Origin of the sequence: Endozoicomonas sp. ALB091, from assembly GCF_049310265.1 — a bacterium.
GTDB lineage: Bacteria > Pseudomonadota > Gammaproteobacteria > Pseudomonadales > Endozoicomonadaceae > Endozoicomonas.
The window spans coordinates 573704-591539 of the sequence record NZ_JBLYNQ010000003.1; the positions used below are offsets into that span (position 1 = coordinate 573704).

Sequence of the window (17836 nt, forward strand, 5' to 3'; positions counted from 1 at the left end):
CGTCGCTTGAACAAGCATCTTAGTACAGAAATCAACCATACGTATGAAAACCGGCCCTGCCACTATTCAGGGTTATCAGACCGCCATACCTGGAGTACTCCCCATATCCTTATAGACCGATCAGACCGGGCGTATGGCAAACTCCTGGCTTCACCAGCAAAGCGCATCGACTCAACTTCAGGCTCCCGGATACTACATGAGCAGGCTTGGCCTGCTCATGTCGTCAATCCTGAACTATCAGCGACTCAGAAAATAACTGAGTTAAGCAGGTAATTACTAATACGGTAACCAAACGGCAGGTTCATATAACCAATGCAAATGATACCTGCATCGTCGATTCACATATTTGACAAGTACAAACTTAAGCACAATTACTCCCGCGTCAATATCTACTGAGGACGCATGTGAGGGAACAACAACACATCCCTGATGGACGGCGCATCCGTAAACAGCATTACCAGCCGGTCAATACCAATACCTTCTCCGGCAGTGGGTGGCAGACCGTATTCAAGAGCATTGATATAGTCTGCATCGTAATGCATTGCCTCATCGTCCCCGGCATCCTTTTCTGCTACCTGTTGTCTGAAGCGCTCAGCCTGGTCTTCTGAGTCATTCAACTCAGAGAAGCCATTAGCGATTTCCCGACCCCCCACAAAGAACTCAAAGCGCTCAGTAACAAATGGGTTGTCGTCATTTTTACGGGACAGAGGCGACACTTCGGTCGGGTAATCCGTGATGAAGGTAGGGTTAAGCAAGTGATGTTCCACCGTTTCATCAAAGATTTCCATCTGAACCTTGCCAAGCCCCCAGATCGGCTTCACATCAATGCCCAGTTTACCGGCAACCTGTGTGGCTGACTCCAGGTTGTCAATATCAGCGGCATCAAGATCCGGGTTGAAATGCAAGATAGATTCAAATACCGACATCCGCGCAAACGGCTTGCCAAAATCGATCATCTGCCCCTGGTACTCGAACTCAGTTTTACCCAGAACGTCCTGAGCCAGCTGTTTCAGCATGGCTTCAGTGTGATCCATCATGTCGGTATAATCCGCGTAAGCCTGATAGAACTCGATCATTGTAAATTCCGGGTTATGTCTAGTAGACAGCCCTTCATTGCGGAAGTTCCGGTTAATCTCAAATACCCGTTCAAAACCACCAACGACCACACGCTTCAGGTACAGTTCCGGAGCGATACGGAGGTACATATCGATATCCAGCGCGTTGTGATGGGTCACAAACGGTCTGGCCGTGGCACCACCGGGAATCACCTGTAGCATCGGCGTCTCCACTTCCATGAAGTCCTGACCCAGGAAGTAGTTACGGATACCCTGAATGATTCTGGAACGGATCCGGAAGGTTTCCCGGGAGTGTTCACTGGTAATCAGGTCAACATAGCGCTGACGGTATCGCTGCTCGGTATCGGTGAGGCCTTTGTGCTTTTCAGGCAGTGGGCGCAGAGACTTGGTCAGCAGCTGGACAGCACTCATATCAACGTAAAGGTCGCCTTTGCCAGAGCGCTGGACAGCACCTTCTACACCGATAATATCCCCCAGGTCCCAGGTCTTGATGGCATCCAGGGTCTCTTTCGGCAGCTGTTTGCGGTTCACATAGAGCTGGATACGGCCAGACATATCCTGCAGTTCCATGAACGCGCCACGGTTCAACATGATACGGCCAGCCACTTTAACAGGGTGGTTCAGGCCTTCCAGGGCAGCCTTGTCATGATCCTTGAACTGATCCTGAAGATCGCCAGCCAGCGAATCACGACGGAATTTATTGGGAAATGCCACCCCTTTTGCGCGAATGGCCGCCAGTTTCTCCCGGCGCAGGGTAACCAGGCGGTTCTCTTCATGGGCTTCAGCAGCCTTTTCTGCCTGCGCCTGTTGCGACAAAAAATGTTCTTCAGACATAAAATATTCTTCCAGTTACAGGCCTTTTTTCAGGCTCGCCTCAATGAACTTGTTCAGGTCACCATCCAGCACAGACTGGGTATTCCGGGTTTCTACCCCGGTACGAAGATCCTTAATACGGGAGTCATCCAGTACATAGGAGCGAATCTGACTACCCCAGCCGATGTCCGACTTGGAATCTTCCATCGCCTGAGACTCCGCCGTTCTCTTTTGCATCTCCATCTCATAAAGCTTGGCCTTCAGCTGCTGCATGGCCTTGTCTTTATTCTGGTGCTGGGAACGCTGATTCTGACACTGTACAACAATTCCCGTTGGCCCGTGGGTAATACGCACGGCGGAATCGGTGGTGTTGACGTGCTGTCCACCGGCACCACTGGAACGGTAGGTATCAATACGCAGATCCGCCGGATTGATTTCAATATCAATATTGTCATCAATCTCAGGAGAAACGAAGACGGAAGCAAAGGAGGTATGGCGACGATTACCGGAATCAAACGGGGATTTACGCACCAGGCGATGAACGCCGATTTCCGTTCTCAGCCAGCCAAACGCATAATCCCCGTTAAACTGAACCGTTGCCGATTTGATCCCTGCCACTTCACCGGCAGAGACTTCAATGATGTCCGTTTTGAAACCGTTGGCCTCACCCCAGCGCAGGTACATTCTCAGCAGCATATTGGCCCAGTCCTGGGCCTCAGTACCGCCGGAACCGGCCTGAATATCCAGAAAGGCGCTGTTAGGATCCATTTCACCGGAGAACATACGACGAAATTCAAGTACTTCCAGTTTCCGGGCCAGCTCATCAAGCTCATCCACAACGCCCTGGACACCTTCTTCGTCTTCTTCTTCTACCGACATTTCCAGCAGTTCTTCAGAATCCCCCAGGCCACTGGTCAGCTCTTCAATGGTGGAAACAATCGCTTCCAGGGTGGAACGCTCCTTGCCCAGCTTCTGGGCGTACTCCGGATCGTTCCAGACGTTCGGGTCTTCCAGCTCCCGTTCTACTTCCTGCAACCGCTCACTCTTGTGAGCGTAGTCAAAGATACCCCCTAAGCACGTCAGTACGCGCTCTCAGGTCCTTGATACGCTCCTTAATGGGATTGACTTCAAACATTGCCCTATATCACTCACTTTTTCAGGTGCACACGGCACCACACTTAAATACTGCTATAGCCCCATCCAGGAGCCTGTCGGACTTAAGACTGTCCTGCTTCGGTTGCGATAAATTGGTCTAAAAATTCCTGCTTCTTCGTCAAATAGCCCCGCTATTCTCCTCAGAAGCAGAAATTTTCATCCTCAATTTCTCGCAATCCTCGCTACGGGGTCGCCTAGACGGACGCTTAAGTCCAACAGGCTCCCGGGAGCTGACCAATACCGACCGCTCTGAAAATACAATGGGAATGAAATTGGCAACACATGGCTGCCTATGAAACACTGCTCACAACAACAGCTGGCCGACAAGGCCATTACCAAAACCTGTAATACAACTGAGTGATTTTACAACAATAGCCTGTTGGTTGGAATTGCTCCGATATCCATCCACCAGGACCTGTCGACGTTGTCTTGCCAACACGGGGAGTAAACACTGCATACCCGCCCATTGACTCATGTCATGACATCACACTACGCCTTTACTCAACAGTAAGGTAAACTCCCGCCCGCTACTTCACCCTCACCCGTAGCCAGAGCCCCAAAGCCTTTAGGGCCTGTTGACGTTTCGTTGCGTGCTCAGCGGGACGCGCAGTCTGGCTCAGAAAGGCGTCAGATGCGCGAAAGACTTGTGCAGCGCGTAGTTATTCTACGCCAAGCAAGTCTGACAAAGCAGATGGCGCCTTTCTGAGCCACCCTTCGGGCGTATCAGGGCGCCCCTATGACTTCGTTGCGGCATTTTGAAAGGCACCCAGCCTTCCTGCAATGCCGCGCCTCGTCATAGGAGCGCCCTGATACGCTGAGCACGCAACGAAACGTCAACAGGATCGTCTGCTCTGGGTACATAACAGAAGCACTCTTCATTATGTCACGTGACACTTTATTGAATGACTCAATGGCACTGGTAGCGGATATCGGTGGCACCAACGCAAGGTTTGCACTCTCACTGGGTGGCAAGCTGCAAACAGACTCGATACAAGTGCTGGCCTGTAATGACTTCGACAACCTTGATCATGCGGTCAGCCATTACCTGAAGCATCAGCAAGTCGCCGTGGATCATGCCTGCATGGCGTTTGCCTGCCCAGTGAGTGGCCAGACGATAAAAATGACCAACAACCATTGGGCATTCAACCAGTCTGACATGAAAGACACGCTGAAGTTGCTGTCCTTCAAAGTGATCAATGATTTTACCGCCCAGGCGCTTGCCCTCCCTGCCCTGCCTGAAAACACCCTGGTCAGGATTGGCCACGGAGAGGCAATCCCGGGGGCCACCAAACTGATTATTGGACCAGGCACGGGCCTTGGCGTCGCCGCACTGAAGAAGGTAGGCGATCATTGGCTGCCTCTGCCCGGAGAGGGCGGACATGCGGCGATTTCTCCCATATCTGCCATGGATAAGGAGATTCTCGGTATTCTTCAGCAGCAGCTGGGCTATGTTTCCTGGGAATCGGTACTGTGCGGTTCTGGCATTGAACGGCTGTATCAGGCCCACAGTATGTTGTCTGGCCAAACACAGACACTGAAAAATCATGAGATCACGGCCCAGGCCCTGGACGGAGAACCCCTCTGTCGCCAGACACTACTGCATTTCTGTGAACTGCTGGGCAGGGCCGCCAGTAATGCGGCACTGACCACCGGAGCCCAGGGGGGTGTATATATTGCTGGCGGTATTATTCCACGCTTCCCGGAGTTCTTCGCTCAATCGGACTTCAGGACATCGTTCGACCTTAACGATAAGATGGCCGGTTATCTGGCGGGTATCCCCACCAACCTGATTGTTCACGACAATCCCGGCCTGACCGGTGCGTGTGAAGCATTAGGCAACCCGTTGATCCATTGATTTTGCCTGGCTGACCCTGATCCGGGTCAGCTTCCAGAGATATTGGAAGAGCAGCAATTCGTCCACAACGGCCAGACAAATAGTGTTGACTGAGAGTGAATAATCGACCGCTCAATACCAGGACAGTGAGAACAGGTTATTACTCTCAGAAGAAGAACAATTACGTTATTTTCAAACAACCTGCTCAGGGTCATGACTGATCATCCCTGTAAGCCGTACAGGTGATTCCGTCGGGGCTACATGCCGACACCGAACATACACATGCTCGGCGACAATACCGGCAGCACCACCTACGACAAAACCTGCAAAAAAACCTGCCAAACTACCTGCCAAACTACCTGCCAAACTACCTGCATAAGGACCGGCAACCGCCGTAACAACAGGTCCGACAATAATTGCAACACCACAGGCTGTAGGCAGGCTAAAAGCCAGATTAACAGCTGTTCGTTCCAACAGTGAAACATTTCGTCCCATACACTTACACTGACAAAATATCGGTTCTGGAATAAATGGTGAATCAGAGGCTTCCGCACTCTGAGTCAGAGGCATTTGGATAATTGATGAAGTTGATGAAGATGCTTGCATTTCAAATTACCCTCAAAGATGTCTAAATCTTTTAAGAGCCTGAATTTAGAAATTAGTTCCATAATTTTAGTGTTCCCAGCTTCGCCCCCCCCGCAATCCACCTGAAACGGAACCTGTTCATCATTTTGAGGTCTGATAGCGATATTTACAGTCTTCTAATGTGCGCAGGGCTTTATTCTGAAAGCAACCACATCAACCTACGCCCACCCAAAGCCTGCTGACCGGGTTCGCCAGCAAACCGTTTCAAGCAGGGGTCCTGACCGCAACGGAAGTACATTTAATGGCAAAAGAGTCTCGAACCATCAATCCCACAGGGGTATAGCCCCACCCCGGGATGATCCCAAAGGTATTGAGGAGGCTTTTTGGAAAAAGCAACCATTACAGGGACGGCAAGTCACCCCCGCTGTGGTGCTGAACGCCTATGGAAAAGATAGAACCTCTCTCAGAGGTGGCTTTTTTCTGTCAAAACTGTGCTTACAGAACATTCTACTCAATCGCAGAAAAGTGACCCCGGATCAGGTCATCCAGGAATTCACCCGGAAGCCAGACCGAAATAAGTATCTGGTGGCGATCACGCGCTTCAAAGCAGAATGTTGTCAGAAAGGCCTGCTGTTGAAAGGTCGGCGGATCTCACCGGATGAGGTGGTTAACGAGTTTCAGGTCGCCCGGGCAACACTGGAGCTGGCTCGCTTTATGGAAGAATGTTGTCTGAAGGGTCTGCCGTTAAAGGGCCGGCAGGTCGCACCGGAATCGGTGGTCAGGGCCTTCCCGGATAGTCTGCCAGGCAAACTGGGGATCGCACGCTTTAAGGAACAATGTTGCCTGAAGGGTTTGCTGTTGAATAGCCAGCAGGTGACACCGGGCGAGGTGGTTAACGCTTTCCCGGATAGCCCGGAAGGCGCATTGGGAAAAGCACGCTTCATAGCGGAATGCTGCCTGAAGTGCCTGATATTAAATGGCCAACGGGTCACACCGGATGCCGTGGTCAGGCATTATCAGGCAGCCAGAGCAACCCTGGAGATAGCGCGCTTCAAAGCAGAATGCTGCCTGCAAGGCTTGTTGCTGAAGGGCCAGCAGGTCACACCGGATATGGTGGTTAAGGATTTCCCGGACAGTGTGCAAGGCAAACTGGGTATTGCACGCTTCAAAGCGGAATGCTGCCTGAGAGACCTTGCACTGCATGGCCAACAGGTCACACCGGACGAGGTGGTTAAGGATTTCCCGGAGAGTCCGCATAGCAAACTGGGTATTGCACGCTTCAAAGCGGAATGCTGTCTGAGGGGCCTGGTGTTGTATGGCCAGCAGGTCACACCGGATGCCGTGGTTAACGATTATCAGGCAGCCAATGCGACGCTGGAGCTAGCGCACTTCAAAGCAGAATGTTGCCTGAAAGGCCTGCGGTTGAAAGGCAGGCACGTTACATCGGATGAGGTGGTTAAGGATTTCCCGGATAATCCGGAAGGCAGACTGGGGCTGGCGCACTTTAAGGAACGATGCTGCCTGAAGGGCATGGTATTAAATGGCCAGCAGATCACACCGGACGCGGTGGTTAAGGAGTTCCCAAACAGTCCGGAAGGCAGACTGGGGAGATTACGCTTCAGCGAACAATGTTGCCTGAAGGGCCTGGCGTTGCAGAACCGGCAGGCCACACCGGATGTGGTGGCCAAGAATTATCAGGGGGCCGGGGCAACACTGGAGCTGGCGCGCTTTAAAGCAGAATGTTGCCTGAGGGGGCTGGTGCTGAACGGCCAGCAAGTCACAACGGATGCGGTGGTTAAGGGTTATCAGGCAGCCGGGGCAACACTGGAGCTGGCACGCTTTAAAGAGGAATGTTGCCTGAGAGGTCTGGTGTTGAATGGCCAGCAGGTCACACCGGATGCGGTGGTCAAGGATTTCCCGAATACCCGGGAAGGCAGACTGGGGATAGCACGCTTTAAAGAACAATGTTGCCTCAGGGCCCTGGCGTTGAATCACCGGCAGGTCACACCGGATGAGGTGGTCAGGGGTTTCAGGGCGGCCAGGGCACCTCTGGCGCAGGCACGCTTCAAAATGGAATGTTGCCTGAGGGGACTGGCGGTTAATGGCCAGCAGGTCACACCGGATGCAGTGGTTAAGGATTTCCCACAAAATTTGGAAGGCAAACTGGGAATAGTACGCTTCAGGGATCAATGTTGTCTGAGGGGACTGGCGTTCAATGGTCAGCAGGTTACACCGGAGGCGGTGGTTAAGGATTATGAACGCGGTGGCTGGTTGCTCGAAAGAGCTGTTTTTTATTCTCAGCTGGCATTGAATGCAAGAGAATTGAACAGCGCCTGTCTGGATAATCGGAAAGTACTGGCAGCGTTTAATGAAGCACCCGGGGATCACTCTGCAAAACAAATCAGGTATCTGATTCAAAAGCTGAAACAATCTCAAAAGTACGAGGAAACCAGCGAAGCTCAGGAGACACTTCAAGAGACCTGGCAAATCCTGAACAGCGTATCGGTCAAAGACGATGAGCATGATCGACTGGAATGTCTATTGAAATTCATGGCTATGCAGCATGGGCTGTCAATTGATCATCAGGTGGTGTCAGCGCAACAGGTATTGCAATCCATCACCGGCCTGAGGCGCTCATTCAAGAATTCACGTATACATTTTTTCTTCCTGGCACACTGCTATATCACCAGCCAGTCTATTAATGGACAAGCCATCCATAAGGAACAGGTTCTGAATTGCCTTCAGCATTTTCCGGAAGGAAGCAAACGGCGCCATGCATTGGTCTGCTGGTTTGAGCAACGCAACTGCGAAATGCATAAAGCCAGAATAATTGACAGTTTGCTGTATAAACGGGCAAATACCGTTGCTTCAGGGGGCAGTCCCCAGGGATACGCAGCCTCCGCCAGTCAACACAAAGCGGCGGTTCCCGTGCGCGGGAAGTATCCCGTAGCAACAGCAGACGGACCGGGCTTCCCGGAAAGGCAGGCTTCCCGGTTAAATGTGCTCATACTGAAAACACTGGAGATCATCCAGGCAATCAATGACGCCTGTGACGCTCCCGCCATACTGGTGACCGGTTCATACGCGCGTTGTTTACAGAACCTCTGCTCCTCATTCAATGATATTGACATTATTTGCACGACAGATGAGTCTGCCAGAACCCTCTTTGAAAAGCTGCAGGTACTTAACACCGACAGGGATTCAGAAATCCCCAAGAGCATGACCATCAGCCGGGTTCCTGGATGTCCGGCGATTAAACTCCCGACAGCTTACAATATTCAGCTTAAAGACGGCGATCTGGGTATGAAAGTAATGGACCTTCAGGTCAGTGTTAACGCCCTGGTAACAGACAGAAATACAGCACGATTGGCCATTGACGTTCCTGGCGTGAACAGGCCGGTGTGGTGTCTGTCGTTTGCTGAAGAAACCGGATTACTGAACAATACGCTGGCATACCTTGCCGATAACCTTGACCTGCTGACAGATCGGTTGCAAAGAAGAGAGATATTTTCCATACCACGAACCATTCTGTTTAATTTTCCACAAAACCCGGAGGAGCATATTTATGGCCTGCTGATGCGCTCCCTGCTCACCCTGAATAAAGCCAGGCAGTTCATCGCTCTGCACTGTGAAAGCAAACCCGGAAAACCTGACTGCCAGACTCACCAGCGGCAAAAACAACAACAGCGCCTGCAAGTGCTGACGGAGAATCTTCAAGTGAAATTGAAGAGCCATATTTACCGTCAAGCGTTTGAGCACAGAGTGAACAGCTGGCTATTGACAGCTGTGCATGAGAGTGATTACGAGATCAAAAGAAAGGACTTTATCACAACACTGCTTGCGATGATTCAGCCTGAATAATATCAAGGCCGTCACCAGTAAGCTTGCATAAAATGATAAGCGCCCCTAAAAAGAAATATGCCCTGAGCTTTCCAACACCTTAACCCGGATATTTCATAAACTGCCCCGAATCTCGCGCAGGACTTTGTCGCTCTAAGGGATTTTGTGAGGGAGCACCGTACCGGGGAGTACGGTCGACTGAGCAAAACTCCCTTAGAGCGGCAAAGGACAAGCGAGATCGGGAGCACGTTTATGAAATATCCGGGTTAAGAAATGACAACAATCGCTGCCATTAAGAGGTTGCAAAATAATATGCTTGTATCCACTGCTACCCATCACGATAGACGACTTATTGATTATAAAAAAGCCCCGAAAAGCCACCAAAACAAAAGACAACAGCAACAGGAAAACAACTATCCCTCGAAAAAGGTCAAGCTGGATACTGTCCGGATAAATCATCAGGGGCGTGTTAAACAGAGCGGGGTAAAAAAGAAACTACCGGAATACCAGGTGGCTATGGCAAAAAGTCAGCCTGTTCTCCAAAACTCACAGATAAGTAAACTGCAGATTGATTCAAAGCAGAGCACTGAAAGTCATTCAATTCCTACAATACTGAATAGAGTACTGGATGATATTCGTAAAATGGATATTGAGTATGCTATAGGTCTTGATAAATCCGCTCAAATGCCAAAGCATAAGAGATTATCCATTCACGGTAATTTCACCTATGTTGAAAAGATTTATAAACATTTACTGGTACCGAAGATTCATCACTTGATACAGGAATTTTCCCCTATTAATGAATTAAAACAACGGCAGACCGAATACGCCATGCAAATAGCAGAGTTAGTGAAAACCTACAAAGTAGCGCAATGTGATGATATGACTCATTTAATGGCTTCCTGCTGCCTGGAAAATCCGACCATCAGCCTGTTTAAAATGGTTATCAACTTTTTTTTTGCGAGAACCGGATCAAAGAAAGGAAAGCTGGATAGATCCACCACTCATGTCTGTTTGATGGTATGCCCGAAACTTTCAGGCGATAGTGTGCAGATGCAAAGCCAATGGTATGAAGCGGGATACAAAAATGCCTATAGTGATCTGCATTGTGCTGACGGGAGCTACCATCAGCCGTCCTATATGGCTACTTCTGATCTTTACATTGCGGATCCGTGTCAGCATGAATATTGGCCAGGAAGCCAGTGGCAACAGTTTATCAGCAGTATTGCCGATCAATATCTCACACCAACGGGTAAAGATTTTAAGAAAATAAAGGTACAAATAACGCGCTATCACTCGGAAACTGCCGTTAACGAGCTACCGGCCGCAGATATACAGACAGTGCCAGTTAACAGGGCTACCACAGACTATTCAGCCATACCCGCCTATTTTTATCTTGAAGAATTTGTAAACAAATTAAGGAAAAAAGTTCAGGGAGAAAAACAACGGGCTATAGAAATCACCAAGAAAAGACTGGTAAGGCATGGTGTAAAGATCCCGGCTTTTGACACCGTAAAATCAAAACACAGAAAAAAATGGTCAACCCATTTAATACGTGTGCTGGCCTGGAAAATGAATCTTGATGTTAACCTTCTGTGCCGTGAAGATCTGGCTATTATAAATCCAAAATCAGAGGACTATTATCAATATATAATTGACTTTTTAGGTAAATCAATAATCGAATCATCAAAACATGTTAGCAATATGACCAACAGCTTTAACAAGTATGGATTTCCATTTCCTGAACCATGCCGTCGATGTTTTTTACCATCAAAAAAGTGGCTACCGGGCCATATCAGGCATCTGCTTAGAGTAGCCAAACCTGAACGATCATTGTCGGACGGCGAACTGGTTAAAGTATTGAGAGTACTGAATCCTGTGGAACTACAAGATACCTATTTACGCTATTTACATGAGTATTTGCAAAATAAGCTGCTTGACAACCCGGGCCCCCGAATACTGGAAAATGCCTTGAGCAGCATTAAAGATGGGCCCCACCCCATCCCCCTCCCCGCCATTGCAGGATTCACCAGCTGGAATATATTGACATTACGAAAACTGGCTGATTTGTGTGTAGAAAAGTTTGGCGGCATCTGGGCAAAAACGGTTACCCCCTACCCTTCTGTTAGCAAAAGAGAGGTTATACCAACCTCACCCGATGAGTTTGCCGCCTGGTTTCTCAATAGACTTACCAATAATCAATTTAATTTCAACAATTTCGATGGCAAGCTAAAGACTGCAAACCTGATTGTTCATATCACCCCGATAGAAGGTATCACATTTAACACCGTACCAAAGAGGGCTGACTGGATATTGTACTATGTCTATCAGTACGGTTTTGACAAAAAAGAGATTTTCCATCAGACCTCTTCGACAACACTCTATCAAATGCTGAAACGCATTACCTCACGGGAAAAGCATTCAGAATTATACGATAAATTATTGTATCTCAGCTCAACATGGAGTGACCTCAAAGCCAGCAGTTATTTGACAACCCTGAGAGCACACAACATCAAACTGCCCGATGATTTAATGTATTGTACAGCCAAAAGCAGGATGATTAAGATGCATGCAAGGGCGGAAAAACTGAAGGAATCAGGCTGGCTGGCAGCGGATATAGACCTGTCACAGCATCAAACATCAAAACATAAAAACGTTTTCTAACGCCTTGAGAAATCATAACAATTGCTGCCATTAAGAGATTAAATCATAGTATGCATGTATCCACTGCCACCCATCAAAACACACGGCTTATGAGCTATGTTGCGCTTAAGGGTTGAAGTGAAGAAATTCTAAAATTTTGTTGCCCAGTCGATCAGATGTTAGAGCATTGATGCCAGTTAAAGCCCTTCTCCATCCCAGATAGTGTGATAGATATTTTGTGGCAACTCCGTGAAAAATCCCTGTAATCCACTGCTTCAGGTGGCTGTGGTATGCATTCACATGCTGTAAGTGAAAAACACCTTCTATCACCCGTATTCCAGAGGATGACACCAGCTCCTTAAAAGTAAATCCTAACGCTCTCGCAAGCTTTTCATGTGCAAGACTGGCATCGGCACATACGACAGTTTCAATATTTATCCGGCCACTTAAATGGCGACAGAGTTCATCTGCGCTCTCATTTTTCAATACACCATCAACCGTCTGACTTCCTCGGTCTCTAGCTACCATGACTGGTATTTTTCGACAGTCTGTCTTCTTATCACTACCTCGTTTCCTCACGGGTCTTGGCAGGCCTTTTTTTTGACCTTTAAAAGATTCGCGAAAAAAAGTTTCATCGAGTTCGGCAATACCACTGAGTTCTGGTGCCTGATCATGCTCAATGACCTGTAAAAAACGATGTCGCCAACGGAATGATGTATTTAACGAAACTCCGCATTGCTTGGCAGCCGGGCGAAGCGTTAAAGAGTGGGTCATTCCCTCAAGATATTTCGGCCATGCTTCAGGGCGTCTTAAACGGGCCAAGGGTGTTTTGGAAAAAGCGTTCAGTGTTTTTCGGCAAACCTTGCACCGAAATCGTTGGCGTTTGTTCCTTTTCCCCCAGCGCTGAAGGGCTTCCGATCCACAATGAGGGCATTTCGGAGCCCGTACAAAACTATCCTCAATAGACTTTGCAATATTGGAAGGAGAATTTTGCTCTGATAGAGCATTGATAAGAGTATTTCGCTGCTGGCTGCTTAATAACGGCACAGCATTAAGAAGATCTTGAAACTGTCGGGGCTTCATAACGTAGCCTCCCATTGCAGGGGATCACGACAGTTTAGACCTATCAACCTTTAAAACAAACATAGCCCGGCTTATGGGTTATCAAAAATCTCCGGAGAACCGTCAAAATAAAAGAAAACAGCAACAGGATAATAACAATCCCTCAAAAAAGATCAAATTGGAAACCACCCGGATTAATCATCAGGGGCGTGTTAAACAGACGAGAGATCAAAAGAAACTACCGAAATACCAGGTTGCTATGGCAAAAGGTCAGCCTATTCACCAAAACTCTCAGAAAAGCAAACTGCAAGTTGATTCAAGGCAGGGCGCTGAAAGTCATTCAATTCCCACAATACTGAGTAAAGTACTGGAGGATATTCGTAAAATGGATATTGAGTATGCCATAACCTCTGATAAATCCACTCAAATGCCAAGGCATAAAAGATTATCCATTCACGGCAATTTTACCTATGTTGAAAAGATTTATAAGAATTTACTGGTACCAATGATTCATCACTTAATACAAGAATCTTACCCTATTAATGACTTAAAACAACGGCAGACCGAATACGCCATCAAAATAGCAGAGTTAGTCAAAACCTACAAAGTGGCCCAATGTGATGAGATGACGCATTTAATGGCTTCCTGCTGTCTGGATAACCCGGCCATCAGCCTGTTCAAAATGGTGATCAACTTTTTTTTTGCGAGAACCGGATCAAAAAAAGGAAAGCTGGATAGACCCACCACTCATGTATGTTTGATGGTATGCCCAAGGCTTTCAGGTGATAGTGTGCAGATGCAAAGCCAATGCTATGAAGCTAAACACAAATATACTCATAGTGATCTGCATTGCGCTGACGGGAGCTATCATCAGCCAACCTATATGACTACTTCCGAGATTTACATTGCTGATCCGTGTCAGCATGAATTTCGGCCAGGAAGCCAGTGGCAGCAATTTATCAGCAATATTGCCGATCAATATCTCACACCAACAGATAAAGATTTTAAGAAAATAACCGTACAAATAACGCCCTATAATTCGGGAACTACTGCTAATGAGCTAACGGCTGCAAAGGTACAGGCGGCAGTACCCGTTAACAGTGATTCTACAGACTATTCAGCCATGCCTGCCTATTTTTATCTTGCGGAGTTCGCAGCCAATACAGCGAAAAAAGCTGAGAAACTAAAACAACGGGCTGCTTTGGTCACTAAGGAAAGACTGATAAGAAATGGTGTGAAAATCCCTTCATTAAACACCGTAAAATCAAAGCACAGGAAAAAATGGTCAACAAACTTAGTACGGGTTCTGACCTGGAAAATGAACCTTGATGTTAGAGTTCTGCACCGTAAGGATTTAGCCATCATTAATCCAAAATCAGAGGACTACTATCAATGCATGATTGACTTTTTAGGTAAATCAACAATCAAATCACCACAACATGTTATCAATATGGTCAAAAGCTTTAACAAATATGGATTTCCATTTCCGGAACCATGCAGTCGATATTTTTCCCCATCCAGGGAGTGGCTGCCAGGCCATATCAGGCATCTGGCCAGAGTAGCCAAACCTGAACAATCATTTTCGGACTGTGAACTGATTAAAATATTGAGAGTACTGAACCCTGTAGAACTACAAGATACCTATTTACGCTATCTACATGAGTATTTGCAAAATAGGCTGGTTAAAAACCAGGGGCCCCGAATACTGCAAAATGCCTTCAGCACCATTAAAAAGGCTAACATCCCCCTCCCTGCCATTGAAGGAATCACCAACTGGAACATATTGACATTACGAAAACTGGCTGATTTATGTGTAAAAAAATTTGGCGGAATCTCCGCAGAAACGGTTGCACCCTATCCTTCTTTTGGTACAAAAGACGTGATACCAACCTCACCCGATGAGTTTGCCGACTGGTTTCTCAACAAACTTACCAAATATCAATTTAATTTCATTAATTTCGATAGCACGCTAAAGGCTGCGAACCTGATTGTTAACATCAGTCCAATAGAAGGTATCACATTTAAACCCGTACCACAGAAGGCAGACTGGATGTTGTACTATGTCTGTCATTACGGTTTTGACAAAAAAGAGATTTACCATCAGGCTCCTACACACACAATCTATCAAATGCTGAAACGCATTACCTCCCGGAAAAAGCATTCAGAATTATACGATAAATTATTGTATGTCAGCTCAACAGCTTCTGGCCTTCGATCTCTTAGTATTATCAGGAGCCTGAAAAAACACAACATCAAACTACCTGATGATTTAATGGATTATTCAGTCAAAGATCAGGTGACTGAGATGCATGCAAGAGCCAAAAAACTGCAGAAATCTGGCTGGCTGGCAGCCGATATAGACTTATCGCACCATAGAATATCAAGACATAAAAAAGGATCGGGAGCACGTTTATGAAATATCTGGGTTAAGAGATCACAACAATCACTGCCATTAAGAGGTTAAATCATAATATGCTGGTATCCACTGCTACCCATCAAAACACACAGCTTATGGATGATCAAAAGCTCCAAAAAAACCGTCAAAAGAAAAGAAAACAGCAACAGGATAACAACAATCACTCAAAAAAGATCAGATTGGAAACCACCCGGATTAATCATCAGGGGCTTGTTAAACAGATGAGAGATCAAAAGAAACTACCGAAATATCAGGTTGCTATGGCCAAAGGTAAGCCTATTCACCAAAACTCTCAGAAAAGTAAACTGCAGATTGATTCAAAACAGAGCACTGAAAGTGATTCAATTCCCACAATACTTAGTAAAGTACTGGATGATATTCGTAAAATGGATATTGAGTATGCCATAAGCTCTGATAAATCCGCTCAAATGCCAGAGCATAAAAGATTACCCATTCACGGCAATTTTACCTGTGTTGGAATGATTTATGAGCATTTACTGGTACCAAAGATTCATTATTTGATACAAGAACTCTCTCCTGTTAATGACTTGAAGCAGCAGCAGACCAAATACGCCAGGCACATAGCAGAGTTAGTCAAAACCTACAAAGTAGCCCAATGTGATGAGATGACTCATTTAATGGCTTCCTGTTGCCTGGAAAATCCGGACATCAGCCTGTTCAAAATGGTTATCAGCTTTTTTAGTGCGAGAGCCGTAGCAAAGAAAGGAAAGATGAAAAGATCCACCACGCATGTATGTTTGATGGTATGCCCAAGTCTTTCAGGTGATAGTGTGCAGATGCAAAGCCAATGGTATGAAGCTGAACACAAACATGCTCATAGTGATCTGCGTTGTGCTGACGGGAGCTATCATCAGCCATCCTATATGGCTACTTCCGATATTTACATTGCTGATCCGTGTCAGCATGAATTGTGGCCAGGAAGCCAGTGGCAGCAATTTATCAGCAATATTGCTGATCAATATCTCACACCAACAGGTAAAGATTTTAAGAAAATAAAGGTACAAATAACGCCCTATCATTCGGAAACTGCCGTTATGGAGCTACCGGCCGAAGATGTACAGACAGCGCCAGTTAGCAGTGATACCACAGACTATTCAGCCATGCAGGTCTATTCTTATCTTGAAGAATTTGTAAAGAAACCAATCAATAAACCACGGGTTGCTGATATCACCAAGCAAAGACTGGTAAGAAATAGTGTAAAGATCCCTTCATTTGAGATCGTAAAACCATCACACAGGAAAAAATGGTCAACAAATTTGATACGAGTTCTGGCCTGGAAAATGAACCTTGATGTTAAAGTTCTGCACCGTACGGATTTAGCCATCATTAATCCAAAATCAGAGGACTACTATCAATATATGATTGACTTTTTAGGTAAATCAACCATCGAATCATCAATGGATGTTATCAAAATGACCAAAAGCTTTAACAACCATGGGTTTCCATTTCCTGAACCATGCAGTCGATATTTTTTACCATCGGATGAGTGGCTGCCGGGCCATATCAGGCATTTGATTAGACTAGCCAAACCTGAACGATCATTTTCGGACTGTGAACTGATTAAAGTATTGAAAGTACTGAATCCTGTGGCACTACAAGATACCTATTTACGCTATCTACATGAGTATTTGCAGAATAAGCTGGTTAAAAACCAGGGCCCCCGGGTACTGGAAAATACCATCCGCTATATTAGACGGGGAAACGTCCCTCCCCCTGCCATTGAAGGAATTACCCGCTGGAATATATTGACATTACGAAAACTGGCTGATTTATGTGTAAAAAAGTTTGGCGGCATCACCGCAAAAACGGTTGTTCCCGATCCTTCTGCTGGCAAAAAAGAAGTTATACCAACCTTACCCGATAAGTTTGCCGACTGGTTTCTCAACAAACTTACTAACTGTCAATTTAATTTCAATAGATTTAATGGCAGCCTGAAGACTGCAAACCTGATTGTTAACATCAGTCCGATAGAAGGTATCACATTTGATCCCGTACCGCAGAAGGCAGACTGGATGTTGTACTATGTCTATCAGTACGGTTTTGACAAAAAAGAGATTTACCACCAGACCTCTTCAACAACACTCTATCAACTGTTGAAACGCATTACCTCACCAGAAAAGCACTCAGAATTATACGATAGATTACTGTATCTCAGCTCAACATGGAGTGCTCTTAAAACTCACCCTTATTTGAGAAAATTGAAACAACACAACATCAAGCTACCCGATGATTTAATAAATTACACAGTCAAGGGCCGGATGATTGAGATGCACGCAAGGGCGGAAAAACTGAAGAAATCTGGCTGGCTGGCAGCGGATATAGACCTGTCGTACCATAAAAAATCAAAACATAAAAAATCAAAACATAAAAAAGTTTTCTAACGCCCGGAGA

General features: G+C 46.7%; 9 protein-coding genes. 5 read left to right on the top strand and 4 right to left on the bottom strand.

The window, feature by feature from the left end; all coding sequences use genetic code 11:
• Nucleotides 1-389: 389 nt before the first annotated feature.
• Together lysS and prfB are read right to left on the bottom strand one after the other, a co-directional pair.
• On the bottom strand, nucleotides 390-1910 hold the full coding sequence (lysS, locus tag ACO6UX_RS05540; RefSeq protein WP_422445611.1) for a lysine--tRNA ligase: 1521 nt from the start codon (nucleotides 1908-1910) through the stop codon (nucleotides 390-392).
• 15 nt (nucleotides 1911-1925) lie between these two features.
• A protein-coding gene (gene prfB, locus ACO6UX_RS05545) for a peptide chain release factor 2 (protein ID WP_422445613.1) occupies nucleotides 1926-3024 on the bottom strand; the annotation gives its coding sequence in 2 pieces (ribosomal slippage) (nucleotides 1926-2948 and nucleotides 2950-3024; 1098 coding nt in all).
• Between the two features lie 900 nt (nucleotides 3025-3924).
• Between prfB and glk the strand changes: the two genes are divergently transcribed.
• Nucleotides 3925-4899, top strand: coding sequence for a glucokinase (glk, locus tag ACO6UX_RS05550; RefSeq protein WP_422445615.1), 975 nt, complete (start codon nucleotides 3925-3927; stop codon nucleotides 4897-4899).
• A gap of 171 nt (nucleotides 4900-5070) precedes the next feature.
• Here the strand turns inward: glk and ACO6UX_RS05555 are convergent, their stop codons facing one another.
• Entirely contained in the window at nucleotides 5071-5484 is a 414-nt protein-coding gene (locus tag ACO6UX_RS05555) for a hypothetical protein (protein WP_422445617.1), read from the bottom strand.
• 504 nt (nucleotides 5485-5988) lie between these two features.
• On the opposite strand from ACO6UX_RS05555, the gene ACO6UX_RS05560 reads away from it, so the two are divergent.
• Nucleotides 5989-9324: a hypothetical protein gene (locus ACO6UX_RS05560; RefSeq protein WP_422445619.1), complete on the top strand. Its 3336-nt coding sequence runs from the start codon at nucleotides 5989-5991 to the stop codon at nucleotides 9322-9324.
• 291 nt (nucleotides 9325-9615) lie between these two features.
• Nucleotides 9616-11967, top strand: a complete 2352-nt coding sequence (locus ACO6UX_RS05565; RefSeq protein ID WP_422445621.1) for a hypothetical protein — start codon at nucleotides 9616-9618, stop codon at nucleotides 11965-11967.
• 105 nt (nucleotides 11968-12072) lie between these two features.
• Here ACO6UX_RS05565 and ACO6UX_RS05570 read toward each other — a convergent pair whose 3' ends face one another.
• Nucleotides 12073-13029 (bottom strand): IS1595 family transposase, encoded by a 957-nt coding sequence (locus tag ACO6UX_RS05570; protein ID WP_422445623.1) that lies wholly within the window; start codon nucleotides 13027-13029, stop codon nucleotides 12073-12075.
• Nucleotides 13030-13102: 73 nt separating this feature from the next.
• On the opposite strand from ACO6UX_RS05570, the gene ACO6UX_RS05575 reads away from it, so the two are divergent.
• On the top strand, nucleotides 13103-15424 hold the full coding sequence (locus tag ACO6UX_RS05575) for a hypothetical protein (RefSeq protein ID WP_422445625.1): 2322 nt from the start codon (nucleotides 13103-13105) through the stop codon (nucleotides 15422-15424).
• Between the two features lie 95 nt (nucleotides 15425-15519).
• Nucleotides 15520-17826: a hypothetical protein gene (locus ACO6UX_RS05580; RefSeq protein ID WP_422445627.1), complete on the top strand. Its 2307-nt coding sequence runs from the start codon at nucleotides 15520-15522 to the stop codon at nucleotides 17824-17826.
• Nucleotides 17827-17836: the final 10 nt, after the last annotated feature.

Excerpts from the sequence above, each read along its gene's own strand:
- ACO6UX_RS05575 (WP_422445625.1), top strand. The coding sequence starts at position 13,103 with ATGGGTTATCAAAAATCTCCGGAGAACCGTCAAAATAAAAGAAAACAG.
- lysS (WP_422445611.1), bottom strand. The coding sequence starts at position 1,910 with ATGTCTGAAGAACATTTTTTGTCGCAACAGGCGCAGGCAGAAAAGGCT.
- ACO6UX_RS05555 (WP_422445617.1), bottom strand. The coding sequence starts at position 5,484 with ATGCAAGCATCTTCATCAACTTCATCAATTATCCAAATGCCTCTGACT.
- glk (WP_422445615.1), top strand. The coding sequence starts at position 3,925 with ATGTCACGTGACACTTTATTGAATGACTCAATGGCACTGGTAGCGGAT.
- ACO6UX_RS05570 (WP_422445623.1), bottom strand. The coding sequence starts at position 13,029 with ATGAAGCCCCGACAGTTTCAAGATCTTCTTAATGCTGTGCCGTTATTA.
- ACO6UX_RS05580 (WP_422445627.1), top strand. The coding sequence starts at position 15,520 with ATGGATGATCAAAAGCTCCAAAAAAACCGTCAAAAGAAAAGAAAACAG.
- ACO6UX_RS05565 (WP_422445621.1), top strand. The coding sequence starts at position 9,616 with ATGCTTGTATCCACTGCTACCCATCACGATAGACGACTTATTGATTAT.